Here is a 21267-nt window from a genome sequence, read left to right on the forward strand (position 1 = left end):
ATACAGATGTCCGGCTTGATCGGCCGGACACCGTATCAGGCGCGCAGAAGCTGGGGCGTCGTTAGGTAAGCCGGCTCCGGATTTCCGGCCACCAGCCGGTCGATGGCGCCGGCGCGCATCGGCCGGCCGAGCAGATAGCCCTGCAGCTCATGGCAGCCGGTGGCCTGCAGGAAGCGGGCCTGCTCGGGGGTCTCGACCCCCTCCGCCACCACGGTCATCCGCAGCCCGCGGGCCAGCGACACGATGGCGTGGACGATCATCGCCGAGTCGGCCGACTCGCCGAGGTCGCCGACGAAGCTCTGGTCGATCTTGAGCTTGTCGAAGTTGAACCGCCGCAGATAGCTGAAGCTGGAATAGCCGGTGCCGAAATCGTCGAGGGCGACCCGGCAGCCAAGGGCGCGCAGCCGGTTGATCACCGCCAGCGCGATCTCCGGATCCTCCACCAGCACGCCTTCGGTGATCTCCAGCACCAGGCGCTCCGGCGCCATGTTGGTGGCGTGCAGAACCCGCTTCACGGTGGACTCGATATCGCCCTTGAGCATCTGGATGGGCGACAGATTGACGGCGATCGTCAGGTCCGGCCAGCGTGCGGCATCCTCGCAGGCGCGCTGCAGGACGACCGCGCCGAGCTTGTGGATGAGACCGGTTTCCTCGGCGATCGGGATGAAGTCGTTCGGCGGGATCATGCCGCGCAGCGCGTGGCGCCAGCGCACCAGCGCTTCGAGGCCGTTCAACGTCTTGCCGTCGGCGGCATAGATCGGCTGATATTCGACCAGCAGCTCGCCGGTGAGGATCGCCGCCCGCAGCTCGCGCTCGATGAACCGGCGGTGGCGCGAGTCCCGTTCGAGATCGGTGTCGTAGACCGTCGCCCGGCCGCGACCATTGGACTTGGCGACATAGAGCGCGAGGTCGGCGCGGTGCATCAGCAGATGCTGCTCGGCGCCATGGTCGGGCGCCAGCACGATGCCGATGGAGGCGCCGATATCGAGCTGCTTGCCGTCGATCGGCCCGGGCCGGCTCACCTCCTCGATGATGCGCATGCCGAATTTCAAGGCGAGGTCGCGGTTGATCGGCCCGTCGACCAGCACGGCGAACTCGTCGCCACCGATCCGCGCCACCGTGACGAACGCGCCGCACACCTCGCGCAGGCGCCGCGCCACGTCGGCCAGCAGCCGGTCGCCGGTCTGGTGGCCGAACGTGTCGTTCACCTCCTTGAACCGGTCGAGATCGACCAGCATCAGCGCGAAGCTGCCGCCGCGGCGGGCCTTGCGGGTCTGTTCCAGCAGCGCCTCGAAGAAGGCAAGGCGATTTGCCACCCCGGTCAGCGGATCGGCGTTCGCCAGTGCCTGGGTGCGGTCGACGTTGGCGATCAGCTCGCGCGTCGCCTTGTCGACGTCGCGCACGAGATAGATCAGAAGCCCGCCGATGATGAGGAAGACGACCACGGCCGCGGGCGCGACCACCTCGACCAATGCCCGGCCGGGATTGACGCTGCGCCAGACCAGGGCGCCGATGGTGGTGCCGGTGAGCCCCACGATCGGCAGAATCGCCCGCCCGGAGGGTGCCGAGCTGCTGGTCGCGAATGAGAGAGAGGCCAACCCGTAGGCGTCGGCCAGTTCGCGCAATGCGGTCTCGTCGAGCACGCGGACGGCGACCAGGAGGTCGGGCGTCGCGGCGGCCGGATCCGCTTTCGCCAAAGGCGCCGCCGCGGCAATGGCGAGGCGGCCCGACAGGGTGGAATACCCCGCCCACGCCGGCCCGTGGCGGACGATGCCTGCGCCGGTCGGCTGGCCGGCCGCCGTGGTCGCCAGCGACTGCATGCCGGCGGCCATCTCGTTCGGCAGCCTCGCCTTGACCTGCTGGCCCGAGATCGTCGCCGCGAGCGGCAGGCCATTCGGCGACACCAGGAAGGCGTGAACGCCCTGGCTGGCGACAGCGGCGCGGGCGCCGTCCTCGGACTCCGGCGTGCCCTCGGAATCGTCCGCGAAGCCGAGCAGCGCCGGCTCGGCCGCCGCGTGTTCGGCAATCTGGCTCTGCCCCTTCAGCAGCTCGGCCAGCACCGTCTTGGCGGTGCGGATGTCGTCGTCGATCGCCTCGCGCTCGAGCCGCGCCCCGATATGGAGTGTGACGACAACGACGATCAGCGTGCCGGCCGTGATCACCGCCGCGACAATCTCCGTGATCCGCGGCTTCAGCACGGATCGAGTCGTTTCAATCGCCCTCGCCATTTGGGCCCCGCATTCCCCAATACGGACTTGATGTAGCGGACGCGGTTTAACGCAAGGTCAGTGAACGCGGTTAATGCCCGTCAACGTCAAAAGCCGTCGGCCTGCGCAAGGTAGTTTTTAAGTCGGCTATAGACGAGCCTGGCGGCCTTCTTCAGGATCCCGCGGACGGCTGCGCCCATTGCTGCGCCAAGTGTCATGCCTGATGCCCGTCGATGCCATGGACAATCCTATGAACTCTGATTGCGGATGGCACGATGTAACGCCTCGCCGGCGCCAAACCTGCGCGACAATTTCGCGCCATGGTTATTCGCGCCTGAACGGACTACGACAGGCGAAACCACAGCGTCGCGATGCCGAGAAAGGCGAAGAAGCCCACCACGTCGGTGACCGTGGTGACGAACGGCCCCGACGATACCGCGGGGTCTGCGCCAAGCTTATGAAGCGCCAGCGGAATCAGGATGCCGCCAAGCGCCGCCGCGATCAGCACGATAACCATGGAGAGCCCGATGACCAGGCCGAGATCGGGCAGGCCGAACCACGCCACCGCCACCGCGCCCATGATGACCGCGAAGGCGATGCCGTTGAGCAGGCCGGCCGCCACCTCGCGCAGCACGATCCGGCGCGCATTGGCATTGCCGAGCTGGCGGGTGGCGAGGGCGCGCACCGCCACCGTCATGGTCTGCGTGCCGGCATTGCCGCCCTGGCTCGCGACGATCGGCATCAGCACCGCCAGCGCCACCATCTTCTCGATCTGGCCTTCGAACATGCCGATCACCACCGAGGCCAGGATGGCGGTGAAGAGATTGAGGAAGAGCCAGGAAAACCGGCTCTTGGCGATGTACCAGACCGTGTCCGACAGCTCTTCGTCGGCCTTGACGCCGCCCAGCGCCTTCAGGTCCTCGTCGGCCTCCTCCTCGATCACGTCGACCACGTCGTCGACGGTGATCACGCCGACCAGCCGGCCGGCGTCGTCGGTCACCGCGGCCGACACCCAGTTGTAGCGCTCGAACCGCCGGGCGACGTCCTCCTGGTCGTCGGTGGCGTTCACCTGGTGGCGCTCGTCCGAGACGATATCGACCATCGCCACCGGCCGCTTGGTGCGCAGCAGCACGTCGAGCGGCACCTCGCCGAGCAGCTGGTAGCGCGGATCGACGACGAAGATCTCGTAGAAGCGCTCCGGCAGTTCCTCGGTCTCGCGCAGATGGTCGATGGTCTGGCCCACCGTCCAGAACGCCGGCACGGCGACGAACTCGGTCTGCATCCGCCGGCCGGCGGATTCCTCGGGGTAGTCGAGGCTGCGGGCGAGCGCGACGCGATCGAGCGCCGGAAGCTGGTCGAGGATCTCGTCCTGATCCTCCTTGTCCAGATCCTCGAGAATGTAGACGGCGTCGTCGGAGTCGAGCTCGCGCACGCCTTCGACCAGGGTGCGCGTCTCCAGCGCCTCGACGATGCGGGTGCGCGCCGTCTCGTCCAGCTCGGTCAGGGCCGCGAAGTCGAACGCGTCGCCCAGAAGCTCGATCAGCCGCGGCCGGTCGGCCGGGTCGAGCGACAGCAGGAGATCGCTCTGGTCGGTGGCGTGGAGATCGGCGAACAAGGCGCGCAGGCGCGTCGCGTCGCCCTCTTCCACCGCGGCCGCAACGGCATCCCTCACCTCGGCCCGGATGTCGCCGTTCTCGTTCCGAAGCGGCAGGCCGTCAGCCTTCGCCGCATGCTCGCGGGCCATTTCGTCGAGCATGGCGTCCTCCTTCCGGATCGGGATTCGACGTCGCTTGTAGGAAGGCGTCGCAACGATGGCAACGCGGACCATAACAACGCGGACCATGACAACGCGGACGATGACAATGCGGACGATGGCCGGTCCGCGCATTCGCTGCTAAGGGAATGAGAGACTGTTCGGAGGCACCCCCGTGCGCCCTCGCTCTCTCCTCGCCCCCATCGTTCTCCTCGCCCCTTTTCTTTTCGTCGCCCTCGCCGGCCCGGTCCTCGCCTGCGGGCCCGAATCGCTCGGCACGCGCCGGGTGCTCGCGGTCGACACGGCGGGCGGCGTGCGGGTCGGCACCAAGAGCTATCCGGCCACCCTGCCCTTGGCCGACAAGGAAGTGGTGCTGACCTTCGACGACGGCCCCTGGCCGGGCACCACGGAGGCGGTGCTCGACGCGCTCGCGCGCGAATGCGTGAAGGCGACCTTCTTCCTGATCGGCGAGAACGCCGCAGCGCGACCGGCCTTGGTGCGGCGGATGATCGCAGACGGCCACACGGTCGGCCATCACACCTGGTCGCACCCGATCCTGTCGAAGATCGCCACTGCCGACGCACTCAACGAGATCGAGCGCGGCATCGCCGCCGACGACCGCGCCGCCTATGGCAGCGTATCGGCAACGCCGCGCGTGGCCTTCTTCCGCTTCCCCGGCTTCGCCGACACGCCAGAATTGCTCGATCGGCTGGCGGAGCGGAAAATCGCCGTATTCGGCGCCGATCTGTGGGCCAGCGACTGGAAGCCGATGACCCCGCAGGCCCAGCTCGACCTCGTCATGAAACGGCTGAACGAGACGGGTCGGGGAATCGTGCTGTTCCACGACACCAAGCGCCAGACCGCCGACATGCTTCCGGCGTTTCTGCGCGCCTTGAAGGACAGCGGCTATGGCGTTGTCCACATCATGCCTGCCCATCCCCAGGCGGGACGGTCGTTTTACCGTTCCTTATCGGCAGGGGGCTAGGCTCTATCGACAGGCCGCCATTTTTAATTATTCTAATGTGCGGTCGCTGAGGCTCACCCGATGAAATTCGCTCTTGCTGTCGCTGCCACTGCCACGCTCCTCCTCGTTCCCACGGGCGGCGGGGCTCTCGCCGCCGAGTCCTGTCCCGGCAATCCCGATGCGCTGGGAACGTCGCGCGAGGTGGCGATCGACCCGGCGACGCTGCCGCGCATCGGCTTCATGCAATACAAGGAGATGGTGGAGCTTCAGCCGAAGGAGGTGATCTTCACCTTCGACGACGGGCCGCTGCCCAAGACCACGCCTGCGGTGCTGGAGGCGCTGCGCAAGGAGTGCGTCAAGGCGACCTTCTTCATCGTCGGGCGCATGGCCAAGGCCTATCCCAACGTGCTGCGCGAAGTGGCCGCCGAGGGCCATTCGATCGCCACCCACAGCGTCACCCACCCGCTGATCTTCCCCAAGCAGAGCTTCGAGAAGGGCAAGCGCGAGATCGATGACGGCTTCGCCATCGTCAACGCGATCCTGGCGCAGGACGGCCGACAGGCCGCGCCGTGGTTCCGCTTCCCCGGCCTCGGCCGCACCAACGCGTTCGAGAAGTATCTCGGCGAGCGCGGCGTGGTGTCGATGAGCGCCGACTTCCCGGTCGACGACTGGCTGCACCGCACGCCTGATCAGGTCTACAAGATCGCCCTGGCGCGGCTGGAGGCCAACGGCAAGGGCATGTTCCTGCTGCACGACATCCAGCCCTCCACCGTGGCCATGCTGCCGCGCCTTCTGCGCACGCTGAAGGAGCGCGGCTACAAGGTGGTGCACATGGTGCCGCTCGGCACGCCGGGCGCCGAGGTCGCCCGCGCCGAGACCCGCACCCGCGTGCCGGCGATGCCCAAGCAGCCGGTGTCGGACACCGTCAGCCCCGGCATGATGCCGTCGCTGGCCGAGCCCGTTCAGCCGGCGCCGCCAGCCACGCCGAGCGCGGCCGAGCAGGTTCCGGGACCGGGAGGGCTGCTTCCCGCCCGCCTCAACCCGCTGCCGCCGCACGACGTGGTCAGCCGCGATCTGGTGCCGCAGCGGCGCGACGAGATGCCGTTCTCGGTGTTCTGGCCCTCGCAGATCATGTACGACCTGCGCGCGCCGACGATGCGCTGAGGCAGGCGATGCGCTGAGGCGGCATCCCGAGATATCCGACGTGATGATGGCCGGGCCTGCGCCCGGCCATTTGCATTCTGGGCATGTGTGTTGGACAGGCGTGAAGGTACGCGCCGGCCGGACTTCGTGCGATTCGCCAAGACGCCTGGTTCGCCAAAACGAAAAACGGCCCGGTCCATCAGGAGCCGGGCCGTTTTTTCGCTGAGCGGCGGCTTTCGTCGCCGTCAGTCTGGTGCGGTCGAGAGGACTCGAACCTCCACGGGTCTCCCCACTAGCACCTCAAGCTAGCGCGTCTACCAGTTCCGCCACGACCGCAATTGCTTCAGGCGTTCAATGCCGAAGCGGCCGGTGTGTTAGCAAAGGACGGCAGCCACCACAAGCCGCCTGCCAACATTCCTTGCCGCAATCCGCACAGCCGGTGGATATCCTGATGGGGGACACCCCGACGAAAGCAGTCACCCGACAAAGGCCGTCAGACGAAATCCGGCGCGCTGCGCCGGCGCTTCGTTGTCCGGCTGCCGAAAGCTTCGGTTCCGGCCGGGGATTTTTCGCCGACATCGTTTCCGGCATCCCGAAGGGATCGACCGGAAACCGTATCACGCCTCGCTCGGCAGGGTGGCGCGCGACAGCAGGCGGGTGATGTTGACGGCGATCCGATTGCCGTTGATCACCACGGCGCCCTTGGCCACCGGCAGGTTGTTGGCCAGAATCGTCACCTCGTCGTCCTCGGTGGCGTCGAGCTCGATGATGGCGCCGCGGCCCATGCGCAGCATCTGGTGGATGGGCATCACGGTCGAGCCGAGAACCACGGAAATGTCGAGTTGGACGGTGTCGATGTTCGCCACGATGACCTCGAAACACGGAACGCCACAGGGTGCGTACCGCAAAATTCATCCAGTCATGGTTAAAAACGAATGAATCTGCGCCAGGATCTCGCCGCAGCCCTGCCCGCCGATGGCCTGTGTCGGGAGATCGGCGGCCCGCCGGTGGCGTGGCGGATCGCCGACGGCTTGGTGTCCTACGAGGACGCCGTGGCGGCGATGGAGGCCCGCGTCGCGGCGATTCGCGCGGGCGAAGCGCCGGAGCTGGTGTGGCTGGTCGAGCACCCGCCGCTCTATACGGCCGGCACCAGCGCGGCGGAGGCCGACCTGCTCGCGCCCGGCCGCTTCCCGGTGTTCCGCACCGGCCGCGGCGGCCAGCTCACCTATCACGGCCCCGGCCAGCGGGTGGCCTATGTGATGCTCGACCTCTCCCGGCGCGGCCAGGACGTGCGGCGATTCGTGGCGGCGCTGGAGGCCTGGATCATCGCCACGCTGGCCCGCTTCAACGTCACCGGCGAACGGCGCGAGGATCGCGTCGGCGTGTGGGTGCGCCGGCCGCAACTCGGGCCGGGCCGCGAGGACAAGATCGCCGCCATCGGCATAAGGGTGCGCCACTGGGTGACGTTCCACGGCATCTCGCTCAATGTCGAGCCGGAGCTTGCGCACTTCGCCGGCATCGTGCCTTGCGGCATCGCCGATCCGCGCTATGGCGTAACCTCGCTGGTCGATCTCGGCCTGCCCGTCACCGTGGCGGAAGCCGACATGGCGCTGCGGGCGGCGTTCGAGGCGGTGTTCGGGCCGACCGCCGCCGCGCCGGACGATGCATCGCATTCGAACTAAATCGATAACAGCGCCTGAATTCCTGTCTGGTAGTGATTTTACGTGACGCCGGGGCTGCGCGGCGCATGCGGTGCGGCGGCCGTCCGGTTCTTCTTTCCCTACGGCGACCCGAGAGCGGGCGCCGCATCCGCAGGTGACCCTGCGTTCGGAGGACACTGCCTTGCCACGTAACGGCCACGCCTGTGGTGATTTCGCGGCAAGGGGAACGTGTCCGAACGTGAGCGGTTCTCACTGCGGAGGGGTAACATCATTCGAAGGAGTTGTTATGCGTAAGGCTGTCATCGTTCTGTCGGCCATGGTCGCCCTCGCGGGCGCTGCCACCAGCGCCTCGGCCGAGCAGCGCTATTATGACGAACGGACGGGTGCGCTGCTGGGCACCGGCGCCGTGGTCGGCACCGTCGTCGGCGTCGGCCTGTTCAATGGCTGGTGGGGCAGCTCGGCCACTGCGACCGCTCTCGGCTCGACGGCGGCGTCCTCGGCCGTCGTCGGCGGCGTGGCCGGCGTCGGCACCGTCGCCCTGATCCACGCGGCCACCACGCCGTGCACCGGCTTCGACGCGCTGCTGGGCCCATTCCGGCAGGGTCCGTCCGGCTGCGTCGACGGCCATTATGTCGGTTATCAGGCCGCGGCCCAGACCAAGCGCCGCCACTGACGCCACGGCGTCGCAACCCAACCGCGTCGCAACCCACAAGACTTCGCGGGTCGGGTTGGCAGGATGCTCCACGGAGCATCCGGGCCACCCGGCCCGCGGTGCTTTCCGGCGTACCCGACCAAGCCGGTGCGTCAGCGGGTCGGCAGCACCGAGAAATTCTGGCCGGGTTGGCGCGCGGCGAGCTCGGCCTCGGCCGTCTCGATCACCCGGAGAAAGTCCACCCGCGCCGTGGACGGCCCGCGCTGGCAATCGGCGATCATCGCCTCGACCGCCTGCGCCGGCCCGGCCGCCACCGCCTCGACCGAGCCATCGATGCGGTTGCGCACCCAGCCGGCGAGACCGTAGCGGGCGGCGCTCCGCTCGACGTAATTGCGGAAGCCCACGCCCTGCACCCGTCCGGTGATGATGAGCCGGGCCACCCTCATCGCAGCGCCCTCCCCGCCCTCGACTGATCGCGACTCACCGTGCGCCCGCGTCCAGCGCGCGCTCAGTGTCCACCATGTAGTCGCGGATCACCGGCACGGCGTCGCGCCTGGCGGCCAGCAGGAGCTGGAACACCATGTTGGAGCCGTGCAGGAAGCCCAGCTCCACCGCGGCGAGATAGAACTCCCACATCCGCGCGAACCGCTCGCCCATCATCGCCACCACCGCGGCGCGCTCGGCGGCGAAGCGTTCGCGCCAGTGCTTGATGGTCCAGTAGTAGTGCAGCCGCAGCACCTCGCAGTCGGCCACCCACAGGCCGGTGCGCTCGGTGGAGGCGAACACCTCCGACAGCGCCGGCACGTAGCCGCCGGGGAAGATGTGCTTGCGGATGAACGGCGCGGTCGAGCCCGGCGGCGACATGCGGCCGATGGCGTGGATCATGGCGAAGCCCTCGGGCTTCAGCAGGCGCTTCACAGTGGAGAAGTAGTCGTCGAAATAGGCGACGCCGACGTGCTCCATCATGCCGACCGACACCAGCCGGTCGAACGTGCCCTCAAGCTCGCGGTAGTCGGTCTCGACGAAGGTGACGCGGTCCTCCACGCCCTCCGCCTTGGCGCGCTCGCGGGCAGACGCGATCTGCTCGGGCGAGACATTGATGGCGGTGACGGTGGCGCCGCAGGCCTTGGCGAGGTAGCAGGCGAGCGACCCCCAGCCCGAGCCGATCTCCACCACGCGCATGCCGGGCGCAATCTTCAGCTTGGCCGCGATGTGGCGCATCTTGGCGCGCTGGGCGTCGGCGAGCGGGGTATCCGGCGCCGTGAAGTAGGCGCAGGAATAGCTCATGGTCTCGTCGAGCCACAGCCGGTAGAAGGCCGCCGGGTGGTCGTAATGGTGGCGGGCGTGCTGGGCGGCGCGGCCCAGCGGGTTCGACTGGTGGACGCGCTTCAGCGCCCGCCAGACGCGGCGCAGCGCCTGCTGCAGCGGATGCGACGCCAGCCCCGAGCGGTTGACCGAGAACAGCAGCAGGAGGTCGAAGACGCTGCCGCCGTCCTCGATGGTCAGCCGGCCGTCCATATAGGCTTCGCCGGCCGCAAGCTCGGGATTGAGGAAGAGCTGGCGCGCGACCTTGTCGTCGTGGAAGCGGACGGTGACGACCGGCCCGCCCTCACCGGAGCCGAAGGACCGGCGTGCGCCGTCATGGTCGATCACGGTCAGCCGGCCATTGCGGACAAACCGGGTGAGCAGCGTGGCAAGCAGTCGCATCGAGTCGCCTCCAGCGGTGGTGGCGACTGTATCACGGGACGTGATCGCGCAACTTGGCGGCGCGCGCTTTTGGGCCGCATCGCCATCCCGAGGGATCGCGCGATCGTAGGGCGCAATAGCGAAGCGTATTGCGCCAAGTGAGCCCGCAAAAGGGCGGAATACGCTTCGCTATTCCGCCTCACACACGGCACCCGGTCCCGGGTCTCGCTTCGCCTCGCCCGGGACGACGACCTTTCAAGGAGCTTCGTCATCCCGGCCAAGCGCCGAAGGCGTGCGAGCCGGGATCGTCTTCAGGAAACGGGCCTGTTCTGCGGACGGTCCCGGGTCTCGGCTTCGCCTCGCCCGGGACGACGATGCACAACAAACGTCCGCCGATCAGGCGAATTCCATGATCACCGCGTCGACCGACATCGAGTCGCCGGGCTGCGCCTTGATCGCCTTGACGACGACGTCGCGCTCGGCGCGCAGCACGTTCTGCATCTTCATCGCCTCGACGATGCACAGCGCCTCGCCGGCCTTGACCTCCTGGCCTTCCTTGACCGCGATCTCGACCACCAGCCCCGGCATCGGGCACACCAGCTCCTTGCCGTGGTCGGGGCCCTTCTTCTGCGGCATCAGGGCGGCGAGCTTGGCCTCGCGCTCGTTGTAGACGTAGGTCACCGCCGACATACCGCGGTGGGAGATGCGGAAGCCGTTGGGCACGGTGCGCACCTGGGCGGTGCGCGGCACGCCGTCGATGGTGCCGCGCCACACCAGGTCGCCCGGCTTCCAGTACGAGGCCAGCCGGTAGGTGGTCTCCTCGCGGCCGCGCAGCGTGAGCAGCGAGACCTTCCACTCGTCGACCTCGGTGCCGACGCCCGCGGCCTCCGACACCTTGACGTGGAACTCCAGGTCCTTCTCGAACACCACGCAGCGGAACGGATCGACCGGGATCGGCCGGCCCACGATCTGGCCGGAGATCAGCCGGCGGCGGCGGGTGGAGATGAAGTCGATGGAGGCCGCCACCGCGGCGATGATGCGCGCGACCTCGCCCTCCGGATGCTGGACCTTGAAGCCGTCCTTGTATTCCTCGGCGATGAGGCCGGTCGACAGCTTGCCCTGGCGCCAGCGCGGATGCTGCATCAGCGCCGACAGGAACGGGATGTTGTGCTGGATGCCCTCGATGGCGAACGCGTCGAGGGCGTGCGCCATGGCGTCGATCGCCTGGTTGCGGGTCGGCGCGTGAGTGACCAGCTTGGCGATCATCGGATCGTACCAGATCGAGATCTCGCCGCCCTCGAACACGCCGGTGTCGTTGCGGATGATCGAATCCTCGAACGGCCCCTCGTGCGGCGGGCGATAGCGCGTCAGGCGGCCGGTCGAGGGCAGGAAGTTGCGGAACGGGTCTTCCGCATAGATGCGGCTCTCGATCGCCCAGCCGTCCAGCTTGATGTCGTCCTGGGTGTATTTGAGCGGCTCGCCGGCGGCGACGCGGATCATCTGCTCGACGAGGTCGATGCCGGTGACCATTTCCGTCACCGGATGCTCGACCTGCAGGCGGGTGTTCATCTCCAGGAAGTAGAAGGACCGGTCCTGGCCGGCGACGAACTCGACGGTGCCGGCCGAGTCGTAGCCCACCGCCTTGGCCAGCGCGACCGCCTGGGCGCCCATCCTGGCGCGGGTCTCGGGGTCGAGCAGCGGCGAGGGCGCCTCCTCGATGACCTTCTGATTGCGGCGCTGGATCGAGCATTCGCGCTCGCCGAGGTGGATGACGTTGCCGTGCTTGTCGCCCAGCACCTGGATTTCGATATGGCGCGGCTCGATGATGAACTTCTCGATGAACACGCGGTCGTCGCCGAACGAGGCCTTGGCCTCGGCGCGGGCCAGCTTGAACCCGTCGGCAACCTCGGCCCTGGAATGGGCGACGCGCATGCCCTTGCCGCCGCCGCCGGCGGAGGCCTTGATCATCACCGGATAGCCGATCTCGTCGGCGATCCGCACGGCGTGCTGGTCGTCCTCGATGACGCCGAGATAGCCCGGCACGGTCGAGACCTTGGCGGCAGCGGCCGCCTTCTTGGACTCGATCTTGTCGCCCATGGCGGCGATCGCCCTGGGGTTCGGGCCGATGAACACGATGCCATGCTTGGCCAGTTCGACCGGGAACGCCTCGCGCTCGGACAGGAAGCCGTAGCCGGGGTGCACCGCCTCGGCGCCGGTGTCCTTGCAGGCTTTGATGATCTTGTCGATGACGAGGTAGGACTCCGCTGCGGCGGGCGGACCGATATGGACCGCCTCGTCGGCCATGTCGACGTGCATGGCGTCCTTGTCGACGTCGGAATAGAGGGCGACGGTCTTGATCCCCATCCGTTGCGCGGTGCGGATGATGCGGCAGGCGATCTCACCGCGATTGGCGATCAGGATTTTCTTGAACATTCCGCGCGTCCTTCCGCACCCGAACTAATTCCGGCGGTGTGTTGGGACGTCATCATCGCCTTGTCAATGTGGGCGTTCGTTGCAGTCACCCGGTCAGCGCCCAAACCAGGGCGCCGGCGGCCACCATCGCGGCCGATCCCAGCGCCAGCGGACCCGCGAACGCCCAGCCGCCAGCCGCCGCGCCGAGCGCCGCCTTCAGCGTGGTATTGGTCGCAGCCGCAAGCAACACGCCGAGGCTGGGAAGGGTCGCATCGCCGCCCTTGCGGGCCAAATCGGCCATGGCGAAGGTTGCAGCGTCCAGATCGGCCGCCCCGGCAATGCCGGCGACGGCCAGCGTCGCCTCCGGGCCGAGCGCGGCCGCGGCCGCGCGGCTGGCCGCCGTCACGGCCACCAGCAGAAGCGCGTACTGCAACACCGAGCCCAGCGCGAACGGATTGGACAGCGCCGGCTCGCTGCCCGGCGGCGTGGTCCTGCGCCAGGAGAATACCAGTCCACACGCCAGCGCGGCCCCAGCCGCCGCCAGCAGCGGCGGTGCCGCCACACCGGCGGTGCCGAGCAGCACCGTCAGCAGAATCGCGGTGCGCGTCAGCGACACGGCGCCGGCCACCAGCGCCGCACCGGCCAGAAGCTGCGGGTCGCCCTCCCCGGCCGCGGCACGCCGCGCATTGGCCAGCGTCACCGCCGTCGAGGACACCAGCCCGCCGGCCGCCCCCGCCACAAGCTGGCCGCGCCGGGCACCGAGCAGCTTGACCGCCGCATAGCCGCCGAAGGCCACCGCCGCCAGCACGATGACCACCAGCAGGAGCTCGCGCGGGTTGAGGCCGCCATAGGGGCCGACGGTGCGGTCGGGAACCAGCGGCAGAGCGATGAACGTCATCCCCAGCAGCAGGAGCGCCGAGCGCAGCTCCGGCCAGGTGATGCGCGCCACGAAGGCATGGAGCGGCTCGCGCGCCGCCAGGATGCCGGCGGTGGCCACGCCCGCGGCCGCGACGAGGTGCGGATCGCCGGCCATGGCGTAGGCGCCGAGCGCGAAGGTGACGAGGCCCGCCACCGTGCCGGTGACGCTGAACGTGCCGTCGTGCACGCTTTCGCGGAACTGGAAGGCGGCGAACACCGCGCCGAGCGTTGCGAACGCCAGGCCGAGCAGCAAGCCGGCGCCGGCCGGCAGCGCCAGGGCGATGGCGCCCACCACCCCGCCGAGCATGCCGATCAGCGTGTAGGTTCGCAGGCCCGCGGTGCGCTGGCCGGGGGCCTCCCCACGCTGGCGCCAGCCGCGTTCGACGCCGATCAGAAGACCGACGCCGAGCGCCAGGGCCAATCGCTGGAAGAGGTCCGCCAGTTCCATGGCGGGTCAGCGGCAGCCGTACTGCCGCTCCAGCGCGCGGATCTGCTGGATGCGGGCGCGGTCGGCGCGCGACAGCGGGATGCTCGCCTCATTGTCATAGAGGCAGCCGGCATTGCCGAAATAGGAGATGGCGCGGGCCGTCTTGAAGCAATAGCCGTTGGCCTTGTAGATCGAGTTCCGCTCGACCCACAGATCCTGGCAGGCGTTCTGGGCCCAGGTCGGCGCGGCGGACGCGCCGAGAACGACGAGCGCGGCAAGGGCTGCAATGATGGTGCGGGCTGCAATGATGGTGCGCATGGCGTCTTCTCCCAAGACAAGCGTGTCCCATGACGTGCGCGCCGTGACGCGCGGGGGAAGACACGGCTGGCGCAGCCGCAGTCTATACGAGAATCCGGCCCGGCCAGCGCTGGCCGGGCCGGATCTGTCTCAAATCACGTTGCCGCGCCTGGGGCCGATCCCCGGGAAGTAGCACCGGCAGGGCGCACCGCGCGGCGCGGGCTCGCCGAGGCCGCAGGTGCCGCGCGCCGTGTAGCAGGCGCGGCCCCACCGGCGCGGCGGCGGCGGACCGTAGCCGGGCGCCGGCCGATACCCCCAGTGCGGCGGCGGGGGCGGCGGCGGACCCCAGCGGCGCGGCGGCGGCGGGGGCGGCGGCGGGCCCCAATACTGCGCCACCTGGAATTCGGCGTCCTGCTGCGCCGACGCGGGCGACGACAGGGCGGCGACGCCGAGCAGCATCGCTGCGGCAGTACCTGCGATCACAAGTCGCGAAAACATGTCAATTCGTCCATTTCTGCCCATTTCTCGGGCGGATTGAACCCCGGATCCGGGTTTCACCGAAGCCTGCTTGGATGCGAGACCCGAAGATGGCCTTGTGATCCTCGGAGTATCGTCTTGCCAAACATCCTCGTCGAAAAAGAGGAGATTTGGTGAGCGGATTACGAAATGCCTGCTTGTTCTGCTGGTTTCGTCTTTCATGCGGCTTCCTGTCGATCCCTTCGGGATACCGGAAGCGGTCTCGCCCCCCTGCGCCGCGCAGCGCCCGGCCGTGGCGAGCGATAATTTCAGACAACGCGCATGAATAAGGTCTGAACGAAACGAAAGCGCCCGCCGGTCGGAGACGACCGGCGGGCGCTTTGTCATGTGCTTGGTTTACCGGAATTTCGCCGTGCCTTCTTCAGGCCTTTCGCACGGCGGCCATCCGGGCTCCCGGAGAAGCGCTCAAAGCGGCAGGTTGTCGTGCTTCTTGGGCGGCTGTTCGAGCTTCTTGGTGCGCAGCATCGCCAGTGCCCGCGCCACGCGCAGGCGGGTGGCGTGCGGCATGATCACCTCGTCGATGTAGCCGCGCTCGGCCGCCACGAACGGCGACAGGAAGCGCTGCTCATACTCCTCGGTGCGCTTGGCGATCTTCTCGGGATCGTCCATGTCCTGGCGGAAGATGATCTCGACCGCGCCCTTGGCGCCCATCACCGCGATCTGCGCCGACGGCCAGGCGTAATTGACGTCGGTGCCGATGTGCTTGGACGACATCACGTCGTAGGCACCGCCAAACGCCTTGCGGGTGATCACGGTGACCAGCGGCACGGTGGCCTGGGTGAAGGCGAACAAGAGCTTGGCGCCATGCTTGATCAGGCCGCCATATTCCTGCGCGGTGCCCGGCAGGAAGCCCGGCACGTCGACGAAGGTGACGATCGGGATCTCGAAGGCGTCGCAGAAGCGCACGAAGCGCGCCGCCTTGCGCGAGGCGTCGGAATCGAGCACGCCGGCCAGCACCATCGGCTGGTTGGCGACGATGCCGACCGTGCGGCCCTCGATGCGGCCGAAGCCGGTGACCATGTTGCGGGCGAAATTGGCCTGGATCTCGAAGAAATCGCCCTCGTCCACGACCTTCAGGATCAGCTCCTTCATGTCGTAGGGCTTGTTCGGGTTGTCCGGCACCAGCGTGTCGAGCGAATGGTCGATGCGCGCCGGATCGTCGAACGACGGCCACATCGGCACGCCGTCGATATTGTTCGACGGCAGGAAGTCGAGCAGGCGGCGGATCTGCAGCAGGCACTCGACGTCGTTCTCGAACGCGCCGTCGGCCACCGACGACTTGGTGATGTGGACCTGGGCGCCGCCCAGCTCCTCGGACGTGACGGTTTCGTTCGTGACCGTCTTCACCACCTCCGGGCCGGTGACGAACATGTAGGAGGAGCCGCGCACCATGAAGATGAAGTCGGTCATGGCCGGCGAGTAGACGTCGCCGCCGGCGCACGGCCCCATGATCACCGAGATCTGCGGCACCACGCCCGAGGCGATGACGTTGCGCTTGAACACCTCGCCATAGCCGCCGAGCGCGGCCACGCCCTCCTGGATGCGGGCGCCGCCGGCATCGAACAGGCCGACGATGGGCGCGCGCACGCGCAGCGCCAGCTCCTGGATCTTGACCATCTTCTGGGCGTGCGCTTCCGACAGCGAGCCGCCGAACACGGTGAAGTCCTTGGCGAAAACGCAGACCGTGCGGCCATTGACGGTGCCCCAGCCGATGACCACGCCGTCGCCGGGAACCTTGGTCTTTTCCATGCCGAAGTCGTCGCAGCGGTGCTGGACGAACATGTCGAACTCTTCGAACGAGCCGGGATCGAGCAGGAGCTCGATGCGCTCGCGGGCGGTCAGCTTGCCGCGGTTATGCTGCGCCTCGATGCGCCGGGTGCCACCGCCAAGACGCGCGTGGGCACGCCGTTCCTCAAGCTTCTCCAGAATATTCTTCACCGTCATCTCCTGCCCGCGTGGCGCCGCGGGTGCTTAACACCAACAGCCGGTGACGCAAATCCCACCTTGGACCGAAAAGCGTGTGACGGGCGAGCGCTGCGTGCAATCGAGATGCGCGCCCGTTTCAGGCCTGGCTCTTCGGGCCTGGCTCGTCAGGCTTGGCTCTTCAGGCATGGGCTCCCGCGAGCCTGAGGCCCCTGGTCGGAGCCCTTGCCCGCGACGGCGACCCGGCGCTTGGGCGAGGTCGCAGGAATATTCTATCCATGGTTGCGCAATTAACCTTGCGGACACCATGAAACCCGTTGCCGTTCCGAGCGGATCGAAGTCACCGCCCGCTGGACTCGCCCACCGCGTTCTAACGCAAGGAGACAAAGTCTCCGTAGCGGCAGCCCTCGACGCCATCAATCGCAGGACGCGACCAGATCGGCCCTCGAACGCCCGACCCAGAGAGGCGGGTGCAAGGGGATCGCCAGGCCATCGGCTGCGATTTCCGCACGTCTGCCGGCGCACCGGCGCGTGCTTCGCGTCAGGAGTAGGATATGTCCGTATCGAGTATCGGGTCTTCGAGTTCGTCCAACCTGTGGCAGCTGCTCAAATCGCTGGCAGCGTCACAGGCGGAGACTGCGTCGCGCGCCTCGGAAGCCGACACGGCCGGCGCCACCGAAACGATCACGCTCTCCACCAATGACGATGCGGCAACGGCGTCCGCGTCGTTTTCGTTCAGCAGCGAGCTGATGTCGTTTCTGCTGAGCCTGCAGCAGATTTCGGCCTCCTCATCGGCCTCCGAGGCCTCTTCGGAGACGTCGAGCGCGCAAGATGTTTCGGCCGTTGCATCCGCGACCGGCGGATCGCCGCTGGACCGCCTGTTCAGCGCGATCGATGCCGACTCGAGCGGCGACATTTCCGAAGACGAGTTCTCATCCTTCGTGAGCGCGCTCGGTGGTTCGTCCGAGGAGGCCAGCCAGATCTATGCCGCCCTTGATGCCGATGGCGATGGCGCGGTGAGCAAGGACGACCTTGCTTCTGCATTGCCGCCGCCGCCCCCGCCGCAGGGACCGCCGCCGGCCGAACAGGAGGCTGCCGCGAGCCTGGTTTCGGCTCTCGACACGGATGGCGACGGCTCGGTGTCCCAGGAGGAGCTGGAAGCGCTGGCATCGAGCGCCGGCGGCACCGCGGAGGAGGCCGAAGCCATTCTGGAGTTGTTCGATACCGACAAGAGCGGCACGCTGAGCGCCGAGGAGCTGGCCGTTCAGCTTCAGGCTCTGTTCCAGGCCTTCCACGCCGATCGCGCCGCCGGGACGTCGGCGGCTGGCGGTTCGGCCGCGGCCTGACCCAACCTTCCCAGCTCTCCGGATGCGGCTTCAGCGGACGTCGCGGATCACCAGAACCGCGGCGTCCCATTCCTTCTTTCGGAAGGCGCGGCGCGCCATCGCCTGCTCGTCGCGGCCCCAGAACGCCATCTGCCAGTCCTCGTCGACATGGACGGCGTCCCAGCCGGCCTCCGGCGTCAGCGCGTCCTGCGCCACCGCCAGCGCGATGAGTGCCGAGCCGGCGAGCGCGGTCAGCGTATAGAGCGCGCCCAGCGCAAAGGGCGGCACGGCTTCCACCGCCCGGCGCACCGCGTCGATCGCGGTCTCGGTCTGGCCGACGAACGTCACGCCCTCGGACAGCATGAAGCGCGCGCCCAGCCGCTCGTGGGCGAACGCCAGCACCGGATCCCAGACCTCGGCCTGCCGCGCCACCAGCCCGGCCGGCTCGGCGGCGCGGTAGCAGACAAGATCCGAGCCGGCATATTTGACGATCTCGTCGATGACGGCCTGCAGCTTGCCCTCGCCCACCACCTCGTCGAGCGTGACATTGACCAGCCGGGTCAGCGGCATGGTGGCGGGGTCGATCACTTGACCTTGCGCCGACCACTCGGCCGCCAGCGCCTCGGCCAGCGTGCGGGTCGGCACCGCCAGCGGCTGGCCGCGCGGCGTCTTGGGGGTGCGGCCGTCGAGCTGGACGGCCCAGCCGTCCGCCCCCTCCTCCACCGTCACCGCGGCATAGAAGCGCTTGGGCAGTTGCGGCCGCATGGCGCGCTGGGCCGCGCGCATCGGGTCGAGCTCCGGCGCGGGCCCTTCGAGATCGGCGAGGAGGTCGCGGATATTGCTCATGCTATTCGGTTTCCGGTTGATCAACTCGGAATGGTGGCCGGCTGGGAACCGCCTTCTTTCCCTCTCCCCTTGCGGGAGAGGGTGCCGAGCGGTCTTTAGATCGCGAGGCGGGTGAGGGGTAAACCTTCCAGCATCAGCCGTATGCACCCCTCACCCGGCCCGACCTCGCTTCGCTCGGTCGTGCCACCCTCTCCCGCAAGGGGAGAGGGAAGAAAGAAGGCGAGTTCATCACCCGGAAACGGCTCGATCAGCCGGTTTTCGTGTCGCACAGGCGTTCGAACGCCGGCAGGAAGGCCGCGAAGTCGTCGAGCACGGCGTGGGCGCCGGCCGCCGCCAGCGCCGCCGGGGGATGATAGCCCCAGCCCGCGCCGATCGGCAGGGCGCCGGCCGCCCGCGTCATCTCCATGTCGAAGGTGGTGTCGCCGAGCAGCACGGTCTCGGCTGCGCCGGCCCCGGCCTCGGCCATGGCGGCGAACACCATGTCCGGCGCCGGCTTGGACGGATGGTCGTCGGCGGTCTGCACCGTGGCGAAGGCGTCCTTGAGCCCGTGCAGATCCAGCATGCGGTCGACGCCGCGGCGCGACTTGCCGGTGGCGAGGCCGAGCGTCACGCCGTCGCGCTGCGCCAGCGCGTCGATCACCGCCCTTGCTCCGGGAAACAGCGGCGCCTGCTGGGCCGGATCAGCGCTCAGCCGGAAGAACGCCTGCTTGTAGGCATCGGCGAAGCTTTCGGCCGGAAACGCCGGATCGTCGCCCGCCAGCATGGCGAAGGCCTGCGGCAGCGACAGGCCGACCACCGACAGGATCGCATTCCGCGCGGGCGGCGGGCGGTCGTGCGCCCGATAGGCGTCCTCCATCGCCGCGACGATGAGGTGCTGGCTGTCGATGAGGGTGCCGTCGACGTCGAACAGGACGAGCTTCACGGCCTGGTCGCCCGCTCGCCCGAGGTTTCGCCGTCCGTCTCCTCCAGGCGGCGCAGCAGGCGGTCCTGCGCCTCGGCCAGGGCGTTGATGCGCCCGCGCAGCACCTTGACCTCGGCGACCAGCTCGCCGATCCGCGGATCGCGGAAGGACGCGAACCACGGCGCGCGCCGGGCGAACACCACCACCATGCCGGTGAGCATCAGCACCAGGACGGCCACTGCGATCAGGCTGAAGGACGAATCGGACATCGGTGCAAACCCGTGTGTGCCGCGAACGATCACTCGTCCGGCGCATCCTCGATGGGATCATAGCGCTTGGCATCGAAGCCGAGCAGGTTCCACGACTGCGCCATGTGGTCCGGCAGCGGCGCGCTGACGTCGATCGTGCCGCCGCGCGGATGGGGAATGACGATGCGCCGCGCGTGCAGGTGCAGGCGGTTCTGCATGCCGCCCGGCAGATCCCAGTTCTCGACCTCGAAATATTTCGGGTCGCCGACGATGGGGTGGCCGATGGTCGCAGCGTGGACGCGCAGCTGATGGGTGCGGCCGGTGACCGGCTTCATCGACAGCCAGGCGAGCTTGGCGCCGGCGGTTTCCACCACCGCATAATAGCTGACGGCGTGGGAGGCGCCCTCCTCGCCGTGGCGGGCGACGCGCATGCGCTCGCTCTCCTCGCCCTCGCCGCGGGCGATGAAGGTCGAGACCCGGCCCTGCTTGGGCTTCGGCACGCCCTTGACCAGCGCCCAATAGATCTTGCGCGCCCCGCGGGCGCGGAAGCTCTTCGTCAGCTCGGTCGCCGCCTTGCGGGTCTTGGCGATGACGAGGCAGCCCGTCGTGTCGCGGTCGAGCCGGTGGACGAGGCGCGGCCGCTCGCCGCGGGAATCGGCCAGCGCCATCAAGAGGCCGTCGACGTGGCGGGTCATGCCGCTGCCACCCTGCACCGCAAGGCCGAACGGCTTGTTGATGACCATCACGTCGGCGTCCTCGAACAGCACCAGCGGCGCCAGGGTCGCCCGTGCCTTGGCGGCGGCCTCGCTGTCGCGCTGGGGCTTCGGCGCCAGCGACAGCGGCGGCAGCCGCACCTGCTGGCCGGCGATGATGCGGTCCTTGCCGTCGGCGCGCTTGCCGTCGAGCCGCACCTCGCCCTTCCTCACGATGCGCTGGATGTGAGCGAACGACAGGCCGGGGAACTTGGACTCGATGAACCGGTCGAGCCGCATGCCGGCCTCGTCCGGCTTGACGCCGACCACCTGCACCGAGGTGGTGATCTGCTGGGTGGCGCTGGGTTCGGGCGCCGCCACGGTCTTCACCGGCTTGGCTGGCGCCGCCCGCGACGGCTTCTCGAACCCGGATTTGGCAAGACCGGGCTTGGCAAAACCGGGCTTGGCAAAACCGGGCTTGGCCCGGCCCGATGCCGGCCGGCTGGATCGGAGCTGGCCGGCACCGGACTGGCCGAACTTGCCGGCTCCGGCTTGTCCGCGTCCCGCGCCCCGCGTCCCCACCGCCTTGCCGCCGGGCCGGCCGCTGCGCGGCGCCTCATCGGCGACATCACCCTCGTCGAACCGCGGGCGCCCAACTCGGCGGCTGCCGGACCG

19 protein-coding genes and 1 tRNA gene are annotated in these 21267 nt (G+C 68.5%); 5 read left to right on the plus strand and 15 right to left on the minus strand.

Features of this window, described 5'->3' with window-relative positions; all coding sequences use genetic code 11:
• Window positions 1–35: 35 nt before the first annotated feature.
• Window positions 36–2198 (minus strand): putative bifunctional diguanylate cyclase/phosphodiesterase, encoded by a 2163-nt coding sequence (locus tag F1193_RS00260; protein WP_170263209.1) that lies wholly within the window; start codon window positions 2196–2198, stop codon window positions 36–38.
• Window positions 2199–2550: 352 nt separating this feature from the next.
• Window positions 2551–3963 (minus strand): magnesium transporter, encoded by a 1413-nt coding sequence (gene mgtE / locus F1193_RS00265; protein WP_150095674.1) that lies wholly within the window; start codon window positions 3961–3963, stop codon window positions 2551–2553.
• 172 nt (window positions 3964–4135) lie between these two features.
• On the opposite strand from mgtE, the gene F1193_RS00270 reads away from it, so the two are divergent.
• On the plus strand, window positions 4136–4945 hold the full coding sequence (locus F1193_RS00270; protein WP_210247272.1) for a polysaccharide deacetylase family protein: 810 nt from the start codon (window positions 4136–4138) through the stop codon (window positions 4943–4945).
• Between the two features lie 60 nt (window positions 4946–5005).
• Window positions 5006–6088, plus strand: coding sequence for a polysaccharide deacetylase family protein (locus tag F1193_RS00275; RefSeq protein WP_150095675.1), 1083 nt, complete (start codon window positions 5006–5008; stop codon window positions 6086–6088).
• Window positions 6089–6318: 230 nt separating this feature from the next.
• Here F1193_RS00275 and F1193_RS00280 read toward each other — a convergent pair.
• A tRNA-Leu gene (locus F1193_RS00280) sits at window positions 6319–6403 on the minus strand.
• 281 nt (window positions 6404–6684) lie between these two features.
• Window positions 6685–6933, minus strand: a complete 249-nt coding sequence (locus tag F1193_RS00285) for a FliM/FliN family flagellar motor switch protein (RefSeq protein ID WP_150095676.1) — start codon at window positions 6931–6933, stop codon at window positions 6685–6687.
• Window positions 6934–7002: 69 nt separating this feature from the next.
• On the opposite strand from F1193_RS00285, the gene lipB reads away from it, so the two are divergent.
• On the plus strand, window positions 7003–7749 hold the full coding sequence (gene lipB / locus F1193_RS00290) for a lipoyl(octanoyl) transferase LipB (protein WP_150095677.1): 747 nt from the start codon (window positions 7003–7005) through the stop codon (window positions 7747–7749).
• Between the two features lie 265 nt (window positions 7750–8014).
• Window positions 8015–8401, plus strand: a complete 387-nt coding sequence (locus F1193_RS00295) for a hypothetical protein (protein WP_150095678.1) — start codon at window positions 8015–8017, stop codon at window positions 8399–8401.
• Between the two features lie 131 nt (window positions 8402–8532).
• Here the strand turns inward: F1193_RS00295 and F1193_RS00300 are convergent, their stop codons facing one another.
• The 7 genes from F1193_RS00300 to F1193_RS00330 all read right to left on the minus strand — a co-directional run bounded on the left by F1193_RS00300 (window position 8533) and on the right by F1193_RS00330 (window position 16595).
• A complete protein-coding gene (locus tag F1193_RS00300; protein ID WP_150095679.1) occupies window positions 8533–8826 on the minus strand; it encodes an acylphosphatase in 294 nt (97 codons plus the stop codon).
• Window positions 8827–8860: 34 nt separating this feature from the next.
• Window positions 8861–10087: an SAM-dependent methyltransferase gene (locus tag F1193_RS00305; RefSeq protein ID WP_150095680.1), complete on the minus strand. Its 1227-nt coding sequence runs from the start codon at window positions 10085–10087 to the stop codon at window positions 8861–8863.
• Between the two features lie 375 nt (window positions 10088–10462).
• A complete protein-coding gene (locus tag F1193_RS00310; protein WP_150095681.1) occupies window positions 10463–12499 on the minus strand; it encodes an acetyl-CoA carboxylase biotin carboxylase subunit in 2037 nt (678 codons plus the stop codon).
• A gap of 85 nt (window positions 12500–12584) precedes the next feature.
• A complete protein-coding gene (locus F1193_RS00315) occupies window positions 12585–13844 on the minus strand; it encodes an MgtC/SapB family protein (protein WP_150095682.1) in 1260 nt (419 codons plus the stop codon).
• 6 nt (window positions 13845–13850) lie between these two features.
• Window positions 13851–14141 carry a YARHG domain-containing protein gene (locus F1193_RS00320; protein WP_150095683.1) on the minus strand — a complete coding sequence of 97 codons (291 nt, stop codon included), beginning with the start codon at window positions 14139–14141 and terminating at the stop codon, window positions 13851–13853.
• Window positions 14142–14270: 129 nt separating this feature from the next.
• Window positions 14271–14618 (minus strand): hypothetical protein, encoded by a 348-nt coding sequence (locus F1193_RS16975; protein WP_170263212.1) that lies wholly within the window; start codon window positions 14616–14618, stop codon window positions 14271–14273.
• A gap of 444 nt (window positions 14619–15062) precedes the next feature.
• Window positions 15063–16595, minus strand: coding sequence for an acyl-CoA carboxylase subunit beta (locus F1193_RS00330; protein ID WP_150095684.1), 1533 nt, complete (start codon window positions 16593–16595; stop codon window positions 15063–15065).
• 539 nt (window positions 16596–17134) lie between these two features.
• Between F1193_RS00330 and F1193_RS00335 the strand changes: the two genes are divergently transcribed.
• Entirely contained in the window at window positions 17135–17926 is a 792-nt protein-coding gene (locus F1193_RS00335; RefSeq protein ID WP_150095685.1) for an EF-hand domain-containing protein, read from the plus strand.
• A 30-nt stretch (window positions 17927–17956) separates the two neighbouring features.
• Here the strand turns inward: F1193_RS00335 and F1193_RS00340 are convergent, their stop codons facing one another.
• From F1193_RS00340 to F1193_RS00355, 4 genes are all read right to left on the minus strand, one after another.
• Window positions 17957–18751 carry an ATP12 family chaperone protein gene (locus tag F1193_RS00340; protein ID WP_150095686.1) on the minus strand — a complete coding sequence of 265 codons (795 nt, stop codon included), beginning with the start codon at window positions 18749–18751 and terminating at the stop codon, window positions 17957–17959.
• 247 nt (window positions 18752–18998) lie between these two features.
• On the minus strand, window positions 18999–19673 hold the full coding sequence (locus tag F1193_RS00345; RefSeq protein ID WP_150095687.1) for an HAD-IA family hydrolase: 675 nt from the start codon (window positions 19671–19673) through the stop codon (window positions 18999–19001).
• Window positions 19670–19921: a hypothetical protein gene (locus F1193_RS00350; RefSeq protein ID WP_150095688.1), complete on the minus strand. Its 252-nt coding sequence runs from the start codon at window positions 19919–19921 to the stop codon at window positions 19670–19672. Before F1193_RS00350 ends, F1193_RS00345 begins: the two co-directional genes overlap by 4 nt.
• A gap of 29 nt (window positions 19922–19950) precedes the next feature.
• Complete coding sequence (locus F1193_RS00355; protein ID WP_246164051.1) at window positions 19951–21174, minus strand: RluA family pseudouridine synthase; 1224 nt, start codon at window positions 21172–21174, stop codon at window positions 19951–19953.
• Window positions 21175–21267 lie beyond the last annotated feature (93 nt).

Source organism: Blastochloris sulfoviridis (genome assembly GCF_008630065.1).
GTDB classification, from domain to species: Bacteria; Pseudomonadota; Alphaproteobacteria; order Rhizobiales; family Xanthobacteraceae; genus Blastochloris; species Blastochloris sulfoviridis.